This window comes from Pseudomonas sp. HLMP, assembly GCF_046365545.1.
Classification (GTDB): Bacteria; Pseudomonadota; Gammaproteobacteria; order Pseudomonadales; family Pseudomonadaceae; genus Aquipseudomonas; species Aquipseudomonas guariconensis_B.
Genome location: NZ_JBDLLR010000001.1, coordinates 3,880,452 through 3,895,428 on the forward strand (window position 1 = coordinate 3,880,452; position 14,977 = coordinate 3,895,428).

13 protein-coding genes and 1 pseudogene are annotated in these 14,977 nt (G+C 64.8%); 8 read left to right on the plus strand and 6 right to left on the minus strand.

The genetic code is table 11. The features are described 5' to 3' along the window. Window positions 1–12: 12 nt before the first annotated feature. The 4 genes from frr to rpsB form a co-directional block, all read right to left on the minus strand. Window positions 13–570, minus strand: a complete 558-nt coding sequence (frr, locus tag ABFA30_RS17915; protein WP_253079936.1) for a ribosome recycling factor — start codon at window positions 568–570, stop codon at window positions 13–15. Continuing rightward, window positions 567–1,310, minus strand: coding sequence for a UMP kinase (gene pyrH / locus ABFA30_RS17920; RefSeq protein ID WP_225787333.1), 744 nt, complete (start codon window positions 1,308–1,310; stop codon window positions 567–569). Before pyrH ends, frr begins: the two co-directional genes overlap by 4 nt. Window positions 1,311–1,492: 182 nt before the next feature. Next, a complete protein-coding gene (gene tsf / locus ABFA30_RS17925; protein WP_225787332.1) occupies window positions 1,493–2,359 on the minus strand; it encodes a translation elongation factor Ts in 867 nt (288 codons plus the stop codon). A 189-nt stretch (window positions 2,360–2,548) separates the two neighbouring features. Next, complete coding sequence (rpsB, locus tag ABFA30_RS17930) at window positions 2,549–3,286, minus strand: 30S ribosomal protein S2 (protein WP_084854358.1); 738 nt, start codon at window positions 3,284–3,286, stop codon at window positions 2,549–2,551. A gap of 347 nt (window positions 3,287–3,633) precedes the next feature. Between rpsB and map the strand changes: the two genes are divergently transcribed. From map to dapC, 3 genes are read left to right on the plus strand one after another with little or no spacing between them, the layout of a single operon-like run. Further along, window positions 3,634–4,416: a type I methionyl aminopeptidase gene (gene map / locus ABFA30_RS17935; RefSeq protein ID WP_225787331.1), complete on the plus strand. Its 783-nt coding sequence runs from the start codon at window positions 3,634–3,636 to the stop codon at window positions 4,414–4,416. 38 nt (window positions 4,417–4,454) lie between these two features. Beyond that, window positions 4,455–7,157: a [protein-PII] uridylyltransferase gene (locus tag ABFA30_RS17940; protein WP_368815599.1), complete on the plus strand. Its 2,703-nt coding sequence runs from the start codon at window positions 4,455–4,457 to the stop codon at window positions 7,155–7,157. Window positions 7,158–7,179: 22 nt separating this feature from the next. Next, entirely contained in the window at window positions 7,180–8,376 is a 1,197-nt protein-coding gene (gene dapC, locus ABFA30_RS17945; protein WP_225787329.1) for a succinyldiaminopimelate transaminase, read from the plus strand. Window positions 8,377–8,409: 33 nt separating this feature from the next. Here the strand turns inward: dapC and ABFA30_RS17950 are convergent, their stop codons facing one another. After that, complete coding sequence (locus ABFA30_RS17950; protein WP_410045765.1) at window positions 8,410–10,056, minus strand: Na+/H+ antiporter; 1,647 nt, start codon at window positions 10,054–10,056, stop codon at window positions 8,410–8,412. 299 nt (window positions 10,057–10,355) lie between these two features. Between ABFA30_RS17950 and ABFA30_RS17955 the strand changes: the two are divergent. The 5 genes and pseudogenes from ABFA30_RS17955 to ABFA30_RS17975 all read left to right on the plus strand — a co-directional run bounded on the left by ABFA30_RS17955 (window position 10,356) and on the right by ABFA30_RS17975 (window position 13,803). Further along, window positions 10,356–10,576: pseudogene (locus tag ABFA30_RS17955) on the plus strand (HigA family addiction module antitoxin). Window positions 10,577–10,687: 111 nt separating this feature from the next. After that, the gene (locus ABFA30_RS17960; protein WP_225787462.1) at window positions 10,688–11,035 is read left to right on the plus strand and encodes an ArsC family reductase; all 348 of its coding nucleotides are present in this window, start codon (window positions 10,688–10,690) and stop codon (window positions 11,033–11,035) included. 42 nt (window positions 11,036–11,077) lie between these two features. Further along, a complete protein-coding gene (gene dapD, locus ABFA30_RS17965; RefSeq protein WP_225787327.1) occupies window positions 11,078–12,112 on the plus strand; it encodes a 2,3,4,5-tetrahydropyridine-2,6-dicarboxylate N-succinyltransferase in 1,035 nt (344 codons plus the stop codon). 78 nt (window positions 12,113–12,190) lie between these two features. Next, entirely contained in the window at window positions 12,191–13,396 is a 1,206-nt protein-coding gene (locus ABFA30_RS17970) for a cysteine desulfurase (RefSeq protein WP_225787326.1), read from the plus strand. Further along, window positions 13,393–13,803, plus strand: a complete 411-nt coding sequence (locus tag ABFA30_RS17975; RefSeq protein WP_225787325.1) for a SufE family protein — start codon at window positions 13,393–13,395, stop codon at window positions 13,801–13,803. Before ABFA30_RS17970 ends, ABFA30_RS17975 begins: the two co-directional genes overlap by 4 nt. 113 nt (window positions 13,804–13,916) lie before the next feature. Here the strand turns inward: ABFA30_RS17975 and tcdA are convergent, their stop codons facing one another. Then, the gene (gene tcdA / locus ABFA30_RS17980) at window positions 13,917–14,738 is read right to left on the minus strand and encodes a tRNA cyclic N6-threonylcarbamoyladenosine(37) synthase TcdA (RefSeq protein ID WP_225787324.1); all 822 of its coding nucleotides are present in this window, start codon (window positions 14,736–14,738) and stop codon (window positions 13,917–13,919) included. Window positions 14,739–14,977 lie beyond the last annotated feature (239 nt).

A 14,977-nucleotide genomic window follows, 5' to 3' on the forward strand; every position in this document is an offset into this window, starting at 1 on the left:
AAAGTCCCGGCCTCAGACGGCCATCAGGTCCTTTTCCTTGGCTTCGAGGGCCTTGTCGACCTCGCCGACATACTTGTCGGTCAGTTTCTGCAGCTCGTCGGCGGCACGACGCTCTTCGTCCTCGCTGATCGCCTTGTCCTTGGACAGCTTCTTCAGGTCAGCCAGGGCGTCACGACGCACGTTGCGCACGGCGACCTTGGCTTCCTCGGCAACGGCACGGGCCTGCTTGGTGTAGCCCTTGCGGGTTTCCTCGGTCAGGGCGGGCATCGGCACGCGGATGGTGGTGCCGGCACTGGACGGGTTCAGGCCCAGGTCGGAGGTCAGGATGGCCTTCTCGATGGCAGCGCTGAGGTTCTTGTCGTGGGCGACGATCTTCAGGGTGCGGGCGTCCTCGACGGTGATCGCGGCCACCTGGTTCAGCGGCATCTCGCTACCCCAGGCCGGGACCTTGACGCTGTCCAGGATGCTCGGGTGCGCGCGACCGGTGCGGATGGACGCCAGGTTGCGGCCAAGGGCCTCGATGGACTTGCCCATGCGCTCCTGGGCGTCTTTCTTGATGTCGTTGATCATGCTTCGCCTTCCTCGATCAAAGTTCCTTCAGCGCCACCCACTACGATGTTCAGCAGGGCGCCAGGCTTGTTCATGTTGAATACCCGCAATGGCATCTTGTGGTCGCGGCACAGGCAGATTGCGGTCAGGTCCATGACGCCGAGCTTGCGATCCAGGACCTCGTCGTAGGTCAGGTGATCGAACTTCTCGGCATGCGGGTCCTTGAATGGATCGGCAGTGTAGACACCATCGACCTTGGTCGCCTTCAGCACGACATCGGCATCGATCTCGATAGCGCGCAGGCAGGCAGCGGAGTCGGTGGTGAAGAACGGGTTGCCGGTACCGGCGGAGAAAATTACCACATCCCCGGAGTTGAGGTGACGAATAGCTTTGCGACGATCGTAATGATCGGTGACGCCAACCATGGAAATGGCCGACATGACGATGGCCGGGATGTTCGAACGCTCGAGGGCGTCACGCATGGCCAGCGCGTTCATCACCGTGGCCAGCATCCCCATGTGGTCGCCGGTGACGCGGTCCATGCCAGCCGCGCTGAGGGCGGCGCCGCGGAACAGGTTGCCACCACCGATCACCAGGCCGACCTGGACACCGATGCCGACCAGTTGGCCAACTTCCAGGGCCATGCGATCCAGGACTTTCGGGTCGATCCCGAACTCTTCCGACCCCATCAGGGCCTCGCCGCTAAGTTTGAGCAAAATGCGTTTATAGCGAGGTTGGCGACCACTCACCTGCTGGGCCATTCGAGTCTCTCCTGCGGCGTTCTTTGAGAAAATTCCGTGCGGGCTGTGTGCAGCCTGCTAACTGTAGCGTGGCGCCGCTTCGGCGCCAGCGGACAGGAGCGGGATAAACCCCCGTCCGGTTTGACAAAGAGGCTGCGCGCGTGAGCGGGCAGCCTCTTCGGGGCGACAGATGAAAATCCGTCTTATTGCTTCTGGGCAGCAGCCACTTGAGCAGCAACTTCTTCGGCGAAGTTGTCTTCTTTCTTCTCGATGCCTTCACCGACTTCGTAGCGAACGAAGGAAACGATCTCGGCACCGGCTTTCTTGGCCAGCTCGCCGACCTTGACTTCCGGATCCATGACGAAGGCTTGCTCGACCAGGCTGGCTTCGGCCAGGAACTTGGTGATACGGCCCTTGATCATGTTCTCGACGATGTTTTCCGGCTTGCCGGCGATCTTGTCGGCGTTCAGCTGCAGGAAGATTTCCTTTTCCTTGGCAACCAGCTCTTCGGAAACGTCTTCCGGACGAACGACTTCCGGCTTCGAGGCCGCCACGTGCATGGCGATCTTCTTGGCCAGTTCTTCGTCGCCGCCTTTCAGGACGACCAGGACACCGATGCGGTGGCCGTGCAGGTAGGAACCGATCACGTCACCCTGGACAGCGGTCAGGCGACGGATGTTGACGTTCTCGCCGCACTTGGCGACCAGGGCTTCACGCGCCGATTCACGCGAGGCGATCAGCGGAGCGGCGTCGGTCAGGTTCTGCTCGAACGCTTCGTTCAGGCTGTCCTTGACGAAGCCTTTGAAGTCGTCCTGCAGGGCCAGGAAGTCGGTCTGCGAGTTGACTTCGATGATCAGGCCACGGCCGCCTTCGGCGCGAACGGCGATCGAACCTTCGGCAGCGATGTTGCCGGCCTTCTTGGCGGCCTTGATGGCGCCGGAGGCGCGCATGTCGTCGATGGCCTTCTCGATGTCACCGCCGGCAGCAACCAGTGCTTTCTTGCACTCCATCATGCCCTGGCCGGTACGCTCACGCAGTTCCTTGACCAGCGCTGCAGTAATTTCTGCCATTTCAAAATCCTCGTTGGATAGGTTTTCAACCATTCCACCCGCGCGCGGCGGGCGTTCAATTCTGCGAATCACTGCCTTCATGCCAGCGAAGCACGATGATGCGGCGCTCTTTCTGACAGCAGGATTTCAAGGTGGCAAAAAGGGGGCCAAGCCCCCTTTTCGCGTGCCAAGTCAGACGCTAGGCGTCAATCACTCGGCAGCTGGTGCAGCCGCTTCTTCAGCGTAAACTTCGGTGCCGCCGGCAACGTTGTTGCGGCCGCGGATGACCGCGTCGGCCATCGAAGTCATGTACAGCTCGATGGCGCGGATGGCGTCGTCGTTGCCTGGGATGACGTAGTCAACGCCTTCCGGGCTGCTGTTGGTATCGACAACGCCGATGACCGGGATGCCCAGCTTGTTGGCTTCGGTGATGGCAATGCGCTCGTGCTCGACGTCGATCACGAACAGTGCGTCCGGCAGGCCGCCCATGTCCTTGATGCCGCCCAGGCTGCGATCCAGTTTTTCCAGGTCGCGGGTACGCATCAGGGCTTCTTTCTTGGTCAGCTTGGCGAAGGTGCCGTCTTCGGCCTGGGTTTCCAGGTCGCGCAGACGCTTGATCGAAGCGCGGATGGTCTTGTAGTTGGTCAGCATGCCGCCCAACCAGCGGTGGTCAACGTATGGCGAACCGCAACGAGCAGCCTGCTCGGCGACGATCTTGCCGGCGGAACGCTTGGTGCCGACGAACAGGATCTTGTTCTTGCCCTGGGCCAGGCGCTCGACGAACGACAGGGCGTCGTTGAACATCGGCAGGGTTTTTTCCAGGTTGATGATGTGGATCTTGTTACGAGCGCCGAAAATGAACTTGCCCATTTTCGGGTTCCAGTAACGGGTCTGGTGGCCGAAGTGCACACCGGCCTTCAGCATATCGCGCATGTTGACTTGGGACATGATAGTTCCTTGATAAGTCGGGTTGGGCCTCCACGTATCCCAATGACCAACCCGCGAACCCAGCGAGTTCGGGGCACCCAGGTCATCGTGTCGACACGTGTGTGGGTTTGGGCTTGCGGGGGACCTCCCCCGAAAGCGGCGCATTTTATACCACAGACCGCGGGCGAACGGAACCCGGATGGTGCTTCGTCCGTCAGCGGCTTTTGCAGCATGCCGGCAATCGCGCCAGAATGCTCTCGGTAGACACCGGATTTGCCGGTTTATCCCGACAGATGGGCGCCTCGCTCTGGTAGAATCCGGCCTTTCCCGTTCGTTCGCGCCCTTCCCGGCGCCGTAGAGAGCCTGTAATGACCGTCACCATCAAGACCGCAGAAGACATCGAGAAGATGCGCATCGCCGGCCGCCTGGCCGCCGAAGTCCTCGAGATGATCGAGGAACACGTCAAGCCCGGTGTCACCACCGAGGAACTGGACCGCCTGTGCCACGACTACATCGTCAACGTCCAGCAGGCCATTCCGGCGCCGCTGAACTACAAGGGCTTCCCCAAGTCGATCTGCACCTCGATCAACCATGTGGTCTGCCACGGCATCCCCAATGAGAAGCCGCTGAAGAAAGGCGACATCATCAACATCGACGTCACTGTGATCAAGGACGGCTACCACGGCGACACCAGCCGCATGTTCTACGTCGGCGAGGTGCCGGAGTGGGCCGAGCGCCTGTGCAAGGTCACCCAGGAGTGCATGTACAAGGCCATCGAACTGGTCAAGCCGGGCTGCCGCCTGGGCGACATCGGCGAGGTGATCCAGAAGCACGCCGAGAAGAACGGCTTCTCGGTGGTCCGCGAGTTCTGCGGCCATGGCATCGGCAAGGTGTTCCACGAGGAGCCGCAGGTCCTGCACTACGGCAAGGCCGGCACCGGCATGGAACTCAAGGAAGGCATGACCTTCACCATCGAGCCGATGATCAACCAGGGCAAGGCCGACACCAAGGTCCTGGGCGACGGCTGGACCGCCATCACCAAGGACCGCAAGCTCTCGGCCCAGTGGGAACACACCATCCTGGTGACCGCCAGCGGCTACGAGATCTTCACCCTGCGCAAGGACGACACCCTTCCACGCATTTCGGCCTGAGCCAGCCCCGGGCAGACCAACGACAGGAACGCGACCCGATGACCCAGGTGGATCCGGAGCTGTTCGACCGTGGCCAGTTCCAGGCGGAACTGGCGCTCAAGGCGAGCCCTATCGCCGCCTTCAAGAAAGCCATCCGCCAGGCCGGCGCGGTGCTCGACAGGCGTTTTCGCGAAGGCGGCGAGATCCGCCGGCTGATCGAGGACCGCGCCTGGTTCGTCGACAACATCCTGCAACAGGCCTGGAACCAGTTCGACTGGTGCGACCAGGCCGGTATCGCCCTGGTCGCCGTCGGCGGCTACGGCCGTGGCGAGCTGCACCCCTGGTCGGACATCGACCTGCTGATCCTGCTGGACGCCGCCGAGCATGAGCAGTACCGCGAGGCCATCGAGCGCTTCCTCACCCTGCTCTGGGACATCGGCCTGGAAGTGGGCCAGAGCGTGCGCACCGTCCAGGAGTGCGCCGAACAGGCCCGCGCCGACCTGACGGTGATCACCAACCTGATGGAAAGCCGTACCATCGCCGGCCCCGAATCGCTGCGCCAGCGCATGCTGGAAGTGACCAGCACCGAGCACATGTGGCCGAGCAAGGAGTTCTTCCTGGCCAAGCGCGCCGAACTCAAGGCCCGCCACCACAAGTACAACGATACCGAGTACAACCTCGAGCCCAACGTCAAGGGCTCCCCGGGCGGCCTGCGCGACATCCAGACGGTGCTGTGGGTGGCCCGTCGCCAGTACGGCACCCTGAACCTGCATGCCCTGGCCGGCGAGGGCTTCCTGCTGGAAAGCGAGAACGAGTTGCTGGCCTCTTCGCAGGCCTTCCTCTGGCGCGTGCGCTATGCCCTGCACATGCTCGCCGGGCGTGCCGAGGACCGCTTGCTGTTCGACCACCAGCGCAGCATCGCCGCGCTGCTGGGCTACAGCGACGAAAACCCCAAGCGCGCCATCGAGCAGTTCATGCAGCAGTACTACCGGGTGGTGATGAGCATCAGCCAGCTGTGCGACCTGATCATCCAGCACTTCGAGGAAGTCATCCTCGCCGACGACGACAGCGGCACCACCCAGCCACTGAATGCGCGCTTCCGACTCCACGACGGCTATATAGAAGCGGCTCACCCGAACGTCTTCAAGCGCACCCCATTCGCCATGCTGGAGATCTTCGTGCTGATGGCCCAGCACCCGGAGATCAAGGGCGTGCGCGCCGACACCGTGCGCCTGTTGCGCGAACATCGGCACCTGATCGACGACAGGTTCCGCCACGATATCCGCAATACCAGCCTGTTCATCGAGCTGTTCAAATGTGAGATCGGCATCCACCGCAACCTGCGCCGGATGAACCGCTACGGTATCCTCGGCCGCTATTTGCCGGAGTTCGGCCTGATCGTCGGGCAGATGCAGCACGACCTGTTCCACATCTACACGGTCGACGCCCACACCCTCAACCTGATCAAGCACCTGCGCAAGCTGCAGTACACGCCGGTCTCGGAGAAGTTTCCGCTGGCCAGCAAGCTCATGGGCCGCCTGCCCAAGCCCGAGCTGATCTACCTGGCCGGCCTGTACCACGATATCGGCAAGGGCCGCCAGGGCGACCACTCCGAGCTCGGCGCGGTGGATGCCCAGGCCTTCTGCGAGCGCCACCAGTTGCCGGCCTGGGATACCCGGCTGATCGTCTGGCTGGTGCAGCAGCACCTGGTGATGTCCACCACCGCCCAGCGCAAGGACCTCTCCGACCCGCAGGTGATCAACGACTTCGCCCTGCTGGTGGGTGACGAGACGCGCCTGGACTACCTCTACGTCCTGACCGTGGCCGACATCAACGCCACCAACCCCAGCCTGTGGAACTCCTGGCGCGCGAGCCTGCTGCGCCAGCTCTACACCGAGACCAAGCGCGCCTTGCGCCGGGGCCTGGAAAACCCGCTGGACCGCGAGGAGCAGATCCGCCAGACGCAGAACGCGGCGCTGGACATCCTGGTCCGCGAGGGCACCGACCCGGACGACGTGGAACAATTGTGGGCGCAACTGGGCGATGACTACTTCCTGCGCCACACCGCCGCCGACGTGGCCTGGCACAGCGATGCGATCCTCCAGCAACCGGCCGACGGCGGCCCGCTGGTGCTGATCAAGGAAACCACCCAGCGCGAGTTCGAGGGCGGCACGCAGATCTTCATCTATGCCCCCGACCAGCACGACTTCTTCGCCGTGACGGTGGCCGCCATGGACCAGCTCAACCTGAACATCCACGACGCGCGGATCATCACCTCCAGCAGCCAGTTCACCCTCGACACCTACATCGTGCTGGACAACGACGGCGGCGCCATCGGCGACAACCCGCAGCGGGTCAAGGAGATCCGCGAAGGCCTGACCGAGGCCCTGCGCAACCCCGAGAACTACCCGACCATCATCCAGCGCCGGGTGCCGCGCCAGCTCAAGCACTTCACCTTCGCGCCCCAGGTGACCATCCTCAACGATGCCCAGCGGCCGGTGACCATCCTCGAGATCACCGCCCCCGACCGCCCGGGCCTGCTGGCGCGGCTGGGCAAGATCTTCCTGGAGTTCGACCTGTCGCTGCAAAACGCCAAGATCGCCACCCTCGGCGAGCGTGTGGAAGACGTGTTCTTCATCACCGACGCCGACAACCAGCCGCTGTCCGACCCGCAACTGTGCAGCCGCCTGCAGGAGGCCATCATCCAGCAGCTGCAACCCAGCCCGGCCAGCGAACCCAGCACCACCCGCGTGACTTTCTAACGATTGACGAGACCTTGCGCCGATGAACCATGCCTTGACCCAGCTTCAGCCCTACCCGTTCGAGAAACTCCGCGCCCTGCTGGGCAGCGTGAAGCCGGCTGCGGACAAACGCGCCATCGCCCTCTCGATCGGTGAACCGAAGCACGAATCGCCCGCCTTCGTGGCCCAGGCCATGGCCGACAACCTCAAGCAACTGGCGGTCTACCCGAGCACCATCGGCCTGCCCGCCCTGCGCCAGGCCATCGGCCAGTGGTGCGAGCGGCGCTTCGGCGTGCCGGCCGGCTGGCTCGACGCCGAGCGCCATATCCTGCCGGTCAACGGCACCCGCGAGGCACTGTTCGCCTTCACCCAGGCCGTGGTCAACCGTGCCGATGACGGCCTGGTGGTCAGCCCCAACCCGTTCTATCAAATCTATGAAGGCGCGGCCCTACTGGCCGGCGCCACCCCGCACTACCTGCCATGCCTGGCGGACAACGGCTTCAACCCGGACTTCGACGCCGTGCCGGCCGAGGTCTGGCAGCGCTGCCAGATCCTCTTCCTGTGCTCCCCGGGCAACCCCACCGGCGCCCTGGTGCCGATGGACACGCTCAAGAAACTGATCGCCCTGGCTGACGAGCACGACTTCGTGATCGCCGCCGACGAATGCTACAGCGAGCTGTACTTCGACGAGGACGCACCGCCGCCCGGCCTGCTGAGCGCTTGCGCGGCGCTTGGCCGCAGCGACTTCAAGCGCTGCGTGGTGTTCCACAGCCTGTCCAAGCGCTCCAACCTGCCAGGGCTGCGCTCGGGCTTCGTGGCCGGTGACGCCGAGATCATCAAGCCGTTCCTGCTGTACCGCACCTACCATGGCTGCGCCATGCCGGTGCAGACCCAGCTGGCCAGCATCGCCGCCTGGCAGGACGAAGCCCACGTGCGCGAGAACCGCGACCAGTACCGGGCCAAGTTCGACGCCGTGCTGGACATCCTCCAGCCGGTCATGGACGTGCAGCGCCCGGATGGCAGCTTCTACCTGTGGGCCAAGGTGCCGGGCAGCGACGCCGACTTCGCCCGCGACCTGTTCGAGGCTGAGCATGTGACGGTGGTGCCGGGCTCTTACTTGTCGCGCGAGGTGGATGGGGTCAACCCGGGGGCCGGGCGCGTGCGGATGGCACTGGTCGCGCCACTGGCCGAGTGCATCGAGGCGGCCGAGCGGATTCGTGACTTCCTGAGCGAGCGCTGATGCCTCGGGGGCCGCTTTGCAGCCCCCGGCGATCTACCTGACCTGCCCCAGGTTCGCCTCGCTCATGTCCAACTCCCCGAGCACCTGGCGCACCACCTCGTCCCCGACCAGATGCTGGCGGTGCAGGTTGTAGAGCTCCAGGCGCTGGGCCCGCAACGCGCGTATGCGCAGGCGGCGCTCCAGTTGATCCATCTGCTCGGCCAGGGCCCGCGCCTCGGCGCTGTCGTTGTAGCTGGCCAGCTCATCGCGATACTCGGCCATCAGGCGCGCCTTGAGTTCGGTGGCCAAGGTCGCCTGGGCCGCATCCTGGGGGGCATTGGCATCGATGACCTCCTCGGCCTCCAGGGCGTGGATGGCCGCCTCCGCCGTACGTCGCCAGGCGTCCTGGACTTCCTGGCGCAAGCGCTCGTCCGGGCTCTTGGTCACGCCGCGCAACAACAGCGGCAAGGCGAGGCAGGCACTGACCAGCGACATCAGGATCACCCCGGCCGCGATGAAGATCAGCAGGTCACGCTCGGGGAACGCCTTACCGGCACCGATCAGCAACGGCACCGACATCACACCGGCCAGGGTCACCGCTCCCCGCACCCCGCCGAGGGTCAGCAGCAGGCAGGAGCGTGTGGTCGGCAACAGCACCAGGTCCGGCTTGCCACGCCAACGCCGGATGACACCGATCGCACGCCAGATGCTTTGCACCCAGACGAAGCGCAGCAGCACCAGCGCCACGAAGATCGCCACTACGTCCAGGCAGCGCCAGGCCAGCGTCGGCCACAACGAAGTCTCGTGGCTGACCACCGCCTTGATGATGTCTGGCAGTTGCAGGCCCAGCAGCAGGAAGATCAGGCCGTTGAAGGCGAACTCCAGCAACGACCAGACACTGCGGTTGAGCAAGCGCGTACTGGTCTGCCGCGGCAACAGGTCGAGCCAGCTCTGCATCATGCCGGCAGCCACCGCAGACAGGATGCCGGATACGCCCAGGCGCTCGGCCACCACGTAGGCGGCGAACGGCAGCAGCAGCATGAACACCACATGGGTCGCCGGGTCGTCCCAGCCACGGGCGATCATCCAGGCCCGCAGGCGACCGACCAGCCAGCTCAGGGCGACACCGACAGCCAGGCCGCCGAGCGCCACCAGGACGAAGGTCAGGCTCGCTTCGGCGAGGGAGAACACCCCGGTGATCGCCGCTGCCAGGGCGAACTTGAAGGTCACCAGGCCCGAGGCATCGTTCATCAGCGCTTCGCCCTGGAGCATGTGCATCAAGGGCGTGGGCAAACGGTCCTGGGTAATGGCCGAGACCGCCACGGCATCGGTGGGCGACAGTACCGCCGCCAGGGCGAAGGCCACCGCCAGGGGGATGCTCGGCAGCAACCAATGGATGAAGTAGCCTGCGCCGACCACGGTGAACAGCACCAACCCCACCGCCAGCGCCACCACCGGCCCGCGCAGGCGCCACAACTCGCGCTTGGGCATGCGCCAGCCATCGGCGAACAGCAGCGGCGGCAGGAACAGGAAGAGGAACAGCTCCGGGTTCAGGGTCACATGCAGGCCCAGGGTCGGCCAGGCCAGCAAGGCGCCGGCGGCGATCTGCACCAGCGGCAGGGGCAACGGGATCATCCGCCCGACCAGTTTCGACACGCTTACCAGCGTCAGCAAGATAAGGACGGTATAGGCTGACTGCATCGGCAAAGCTTCCTGTGTGATCCGAACAAAGCGACAGCGGGGCGAATCATCGCCATTGAAACAATATGTTAGCGATGTCCCGGGAAGAAGGAACGCTGCACGAAAGTCGCAGCTGGCTGAAGAATATGTAACACAATACTACCCGCACCTGATTGACCCGCCTGGCCAAAGCTCGTCCACTGGCACGCTGGCGGCGCCCGATCAAGGCTCAATGGCACCTGGGCTGTCTATGGGCCGTGAGGGCCGGAAGACGTTGAAATTGTCGATTACCACTGAGGTGCATCATGCTCAAGAACGGCATGCGTCCAATACATCCTGGCGAAATCCTGCGCGAAGAGTTCCAGCGGGAGATGGTTTTCAGCGCGGCGGCGTTTCGGCCGACATGGCGCTACGGCTATCCATTTGCCTGAACACCACTGCGCAATTCTGGCTCGACTTGCAAATGGCCTATGACCTGCGCAAGGTCGAGCAGGAGCATGGCGTGCAAATCCTGCGAACCGTGCACCCCCTGGTCGCCTGACCTGGCTGCGCCAGCCGTGGCGCTGAGGGGAACGATGTCGCATAATCCGGCGACTTATTTTCGGGAGAACAGGGGGAGGATTGGGGAAGCCAACGATCCCCGATGAATTCAATGGCTTACACTCTCTACGGCATCAAGGCCTGCGACACCATGAAAAAGGCCCGTACCTGGCTTGACGAAAAAGCCATCGGCTACCAATTCCATGACTACAAGACCCAGGGCATCGACCGCGACAGCCTCAACCGCTGGTGCGACGAGCACGGCTGGGAAGTGGTCCTCAACCGCGCCGGCACCACCTTCCGCAAGCTCGACGACGCCAGCAAGGCCGATCTCGACCAGGCCAAGGCCGTCGAACTGATGCTCGCCCAACCGTCGATGATCAAGCGCCCGGTGCTCGACCTCGGCGAGCGCACCCTGGTCGGCTTCAAGCCCGACCTGTACGCCGCGGCGCTGGCCTGAGCCCGCCTTCGCTTCAACCCCTTATTCGCATGAGGTAACTGCATGTCCACTACCCTGTTCAGCCTGGCCTTCGGTGTCGGCACCCAGAACCGCCAGGGCGCCTGGCTGGAAGTCTTCTACGCCCAGCCCCTGCTCGCCCCGAGCGCCGAGCTGGTCGCCGCCGTGGCACCGATCCTTGGCTATGAAGGCGGCAACCAGGCCATCACCTTCAGCACCGCCCAGGCCGCCCAGCTGGCCGAAGCGGTCAAAGGCATCGATGCCGCCCAGGGCGCGCTGCTGACCCGCCTGGCCGAAAGCCACAAGCCGCTGGTGGCCACCCTGCTGGCCGAGGACGGCGCCCTGGCCTCCACTCCCGAGGCCTACCTGAAGCTGCACCTGCTGTCCCACCGCCTGGTCAAGCCCCACGGCGTGAGCCTGGCCGGCATCTTCCCGCTGCTGCCGAACGTCGCCTGGACCAACCAGGGCGCCATCGACCTGGCGGAACTGGCCGAGCAGCAGCTGGAAGCGCGCCTGAAGGGCGAGCTGCTGGAAGTGTTCTCGGTGGACAAGTTCCCCAAGATGACCGACTACGTGGTCCCGGCCGGCGTGCGCATCGCCGACACCGCCCGTGTACGCCTGGGCGCCTACATCGGCGAAGGCACCACCATCATGCACGAGGGCTTCGTCAACTTTAACGCCGGCACCGAAGGCCCGGGCATGATCGAAGGCCGCGTGTCGGCCGGCGTGTTCGTCGGCAAGGGTTCCGACCTGGGTGGCGGCTGCTCGACCATGGGCACCCTGTCCGGCGGTGGCAACATCGTCATCACCGTCGGCGAAGGCTGCCTGATCGGCGCCAACGCCGGTATCGGCATCCCGCTGGGCGACCGCAACACCGTGGAAGCCGGCCTGTACATCACCGCCGGCACCAAGGTGCAACTGCTCGACGAGCAGAACCAGTTGGTCAAAGTGGTCAAGGCACGCGAGCTGGCCGGCCAGGCCGACCTGCTGTTCCGCCGCAACTCGGTTTCCGGCGCCGTGGAGTGCAAGACCCACAAGTCGGCCATCGAGCTGAACGAGGCGCTGCACGCCCATAACTGAGAACCTTCCGCGGTTCGAAGTGATAAGATCGGGTCTGGCCCTGTGCCAGGCCCGTTTTTATTTCCAGGTCTCAACACCATGTTCCAGCCCTCCCCCTGGCGTGCCGACTTTCCCGCCATCGCCGCCCTGCAACGGCAGCACCAGACCTACCTGGACAGCGCCGCCACCACCCAGAAACCCCAGGCGTTGCTCGACGCCCTGAGTCACTACTACGGCCATGGTGCAGCCAACGTGCACCGTGCCCAGCACCTGCCTGGCGCACTGGCCACCCAGGCCTTCGAAAGCAGCCGCGACAAGGTCGCTGCCTGGCTCAATGCCGCCGATGCACGGCAGGTCATCTTCACCCATGGCGCCACCTCGGCACTGAACCTGCTGGCCTATGGCCTGGAAGCGCACCTGGAGGCCGGCGACGAGATCGCCGTCAGCGCCCTGGAACACCATGCCAACCTGCTGCCCTGGCAACAGCTGGCCCGGCGGCGCAACCTGCGCCTGGTGGTGCTGCCGCTGGACGAGCACGGGCGTATCGACCTGGACCATGCCCTGCAACTGATCGGCCCACGTACCCGCGTGCTGGCAGTCAGCCAGTTGTCGAACGTGCTCGGTACCTGGCAGCCCCTGCCAGCGCTGCTGGCCCACGCGCGGGCCCAGGGCGCCCTGACCGTGGTCGATGGCGCCCAGGGCGTGGTCCATGGCCGCCATGACGTGCAACAGCTGGGCTGCGACTTCTATGTGTTCTCCAGCCACAAGCTGTACGGCCCCGAGGGCGTCGGTGTGCTGTATGGCCAGCGACAGGCGCTGGAGAAGCTACGCCATTGGCAGTTCGGGGGCGAAATGGTGCAACTGGCCGACTACCACAGCGCGAGCTTCCGCCCCGCGCCGCTGGGCTTCGAGGCCGGCACCCCGCCGATCGCCGGGGTCATCGGCCTGGGGGCGACCCTCGATTATCTCGCCAGCCTCGACGCCCAGGCCGTGGCCAACCATGAAGCCAGCCTGCACCAGCAGTTGCTGCGCGGGCTCGCCGACCGCGAGGGTGTCCGCCTGCTCGGCACGCCCCAGGCGGCCCTGGCCAGCTTCGTCGTCGAGGGCGTGCACAACGCCGACATCGCCCACCTGCTGACCGAGCAGGGCATCGCCGTGCGCGCCGGGCACCATTGCGCCATGCCGCTGCTCAAGGGGCTGGGGCTGGAAGGGGCGATCCGCGTGTCGCTGGCCCTGTACAACGACAGCGACGACCTGCAGCGCTTCTTCGAGGCTCTCGACCAGGGCCTGGAGCTGCTGCGATGAGCCTGCCGGAAGCTGCCAGTCAAGCGCTGGAAAGCTTCGCGCAGGCCCGTGGCTGGGAACAGCGCGCGCGCCTGTTGATGCAGTGGGGCGATTGCCTGGCGCCGCTGGAGGATTCGGAAAAGACCGAGGCCAACCGTGTGCATGGCTGCGAGAGCCTGGTCTGGCTGGTGGCCGAGCAGCAGGACGGCCAGTGGCGTTTCAAGGCCAGCAGCGATGCCCGCCTGTTGCGAGGCCTGCTGGCCTTGCTGCTGGTGCGGGTGCAAGGGCTGGACAGCGCGCAGTTGGCGCAGGTCGACCTAGGCGGCTGGTTCGCTTCATTGGGGCTGGAGCGACAGCTCTCGCCCTCGCGCAGCAATGGCCTGCATGCGGTGCTGCAGCGCATGGCGGAATTGGCATCCGGCCATTGAGTCGGTGGTGAATCCATTCGCGGGCGGGCCGCAATGCCAGACAAGTCAAGCAGCCCCAAGGACAGCTGAAAAGCTTGAGAGCTGACCCTCACAGGAACCTGACGGTCGCCCCCTCACTCGGCCGCTGGTACCGCCTTCACCCGCTCCGACGGCCGCCGGGCGCCGCCCACCAGTTTTTCCACCGCCTTGCTCGCCGCGACCATGCCGAAGGTCGCGGTGACCATCATCACCGCACCGAAGCCCCCGGCACAGTCCAGGCGCACGCCCTCGCCGACGAAGCTCTTCTGCAAACACACGCTGCCATCGCCCTTGGGGTAGCGCAGTTGCTCGCTGGAGAACACGCAAGGCACACCGTAGTTGCGGCTGACATTGCGCGAGAAGTTGTAGTCGCGGCGCAAGGTGGAACGCACCCGCGAGGCCAGCGGGTCATTGAAGGTCTTGTTCAGGTCGCCGATCTGTACCTGGGTCGGGTCGATCTGCCCGCCAGCGCCACCGGTGGTGACGATGGTGATCTTGCGGCGCCGGCACCAGGCGATCAGCGCGGCCTTGGCCATCACGCTGTCGATGCAGTCGATGACGCAGTCCATCTGCTCGGTGATGTACTCGACCATGGTGTCGCGGGTGACGAAGTCGGCCACCGCATGCACGCGGCAGGCCGGATTGATCGCCCGCAGGCGCTCGGCCATGACCTCGACCTTGGGCCGGCCCACCTGGCCATCCAGGGCATGAGCCTGACGGTTGGTGTTGCTGACGCAGACGTCGTCGAGGTCGAACAGGGTGATCTCGCCCACACCGCTGCGCGCCAGGGCCTCTGCCGCCCAGGAGCCGACGCCGCCGATGCCGACGACGGCCACATGGGCCTGCTGCAGGCGCTGCAACCCCTGGTCGCCGTACAACCGGGCGACGCCAGCGAAGCGTGGATCTTCTGTGCTCATCTTCATACCCCGCGAAAAACGGCGCGCATTATATGCCAGTGGAGCCGCTGCGCGCCCCTTTCGCGACACAAGGGCCACCACCTGACGCAGCCGAGCGCCCCGAATTGGTAAAGAATCCGCCAATCCTGTTTTAATGTCCCACCCAATAATCGGACCTGGACGACAACCGAGCGGGCCCAGACCTCATCTTCAGCCGACCATCCACCCCACTACCGGCACCTGGCAAGCGAAGGACCCAC

What these genes read in the sequence shown, in the direction of transcription:
- ABFA30_RS17970 (WP_225787326.1), top strand. Translation starts at nt 12,191, where the DNA reads ATGTTCCAGCCCTCCCCCTGGCGTGCCGACTTTCCCGCCATCGCCGCC.
- ABFA30_RS17940 (WP_368815599.1), top strand. Translation starts at nt 4,455, where the DNA reads ATGACCCAGGTGGATCCGGAGCTGTTCGACCGTGGCCAGTTCCAGGCG.
- dapD (WP_225787327.1), top strand. Translation starts at nt 11,078, where the DNA reads ATGTCCACTACCCTGTTCAGCCTGGCCTTCGGTGTCGGCACCCAGAAC.
- ABFA30_RS17950 (WP_410045765.1), bottom strand. Translation starts at nt 10,056, where the DNA reads ATGCAGTCAGCCTATACCGTCCTTATCTTGCTGACGCTGGTAAGCGTG.
- rpsB (WP_084854358.1), bottom strand. Translation starts at nt 3,286, where the DNA reads ATGTCCCAAGTCAACATGCGCGATATGCTGAAGGCCGGTGTGCACTTC.
- map (WP_225787331.1), top strand. Translation starts at nt 3,634, where the DNA reads ATGACCGTCACCATCAAGACCGCAGAAGACATCGAGAAGATGCGCATC.
- frr (WP_253079936.1), bottom strand. Translation starts at nt 570, where the DNA reads ATGATCAACGACATCAAGAAAGACGCCCAGGAGCGCATGGGCAAGTCC.
- pyrH (WP_225787333.1), bottom strand. Translation starts at nt 1,310, where the DNA reads ATGGCCCAGCAGGTGAGTGGTCGCCAACCTCGCTATAAACGCATTTTG.
- ABFA30_RS17960 (WP_225787462.1), top strand. Translation starts at nt 10,688, where the DNA reads ATGGCTTACACTCTCTACGGCATCAAGGCCTGCGACACCATGAAAAAG.
- tsf (WP_225787332.1), bottom strand. Translation starts at nt 2,359, where the DNA reads ATGGCAGAAATTACTGCAGCGCTGGTCAAGGAACTGCGTGAGCGTACC.
- dapC (WP_225787329.1), top strand. Translation starts at nt 7,180, where the DNA reads ATGAACCATGCCTTGACCCAGCTTCAGCCCTACCCGTTCGAGAAACTC.
- tcdA (WP_225787324.1), bottom strand. Translation starts at nt 14,738, where the DNA reads ATGAGCACAGAAGATCCACGCTTCGCTGGCGTCGCCCGGTTGTACGGC.
- ABFA30_RS17975 (WP_225787325.1), top strand. Translation starts at nt 13,393, where the DNA reads ATGAGCCTGCCGGAAGCTGCCAGTCAAGCGCTGGAAAGCTTCGCGCAG.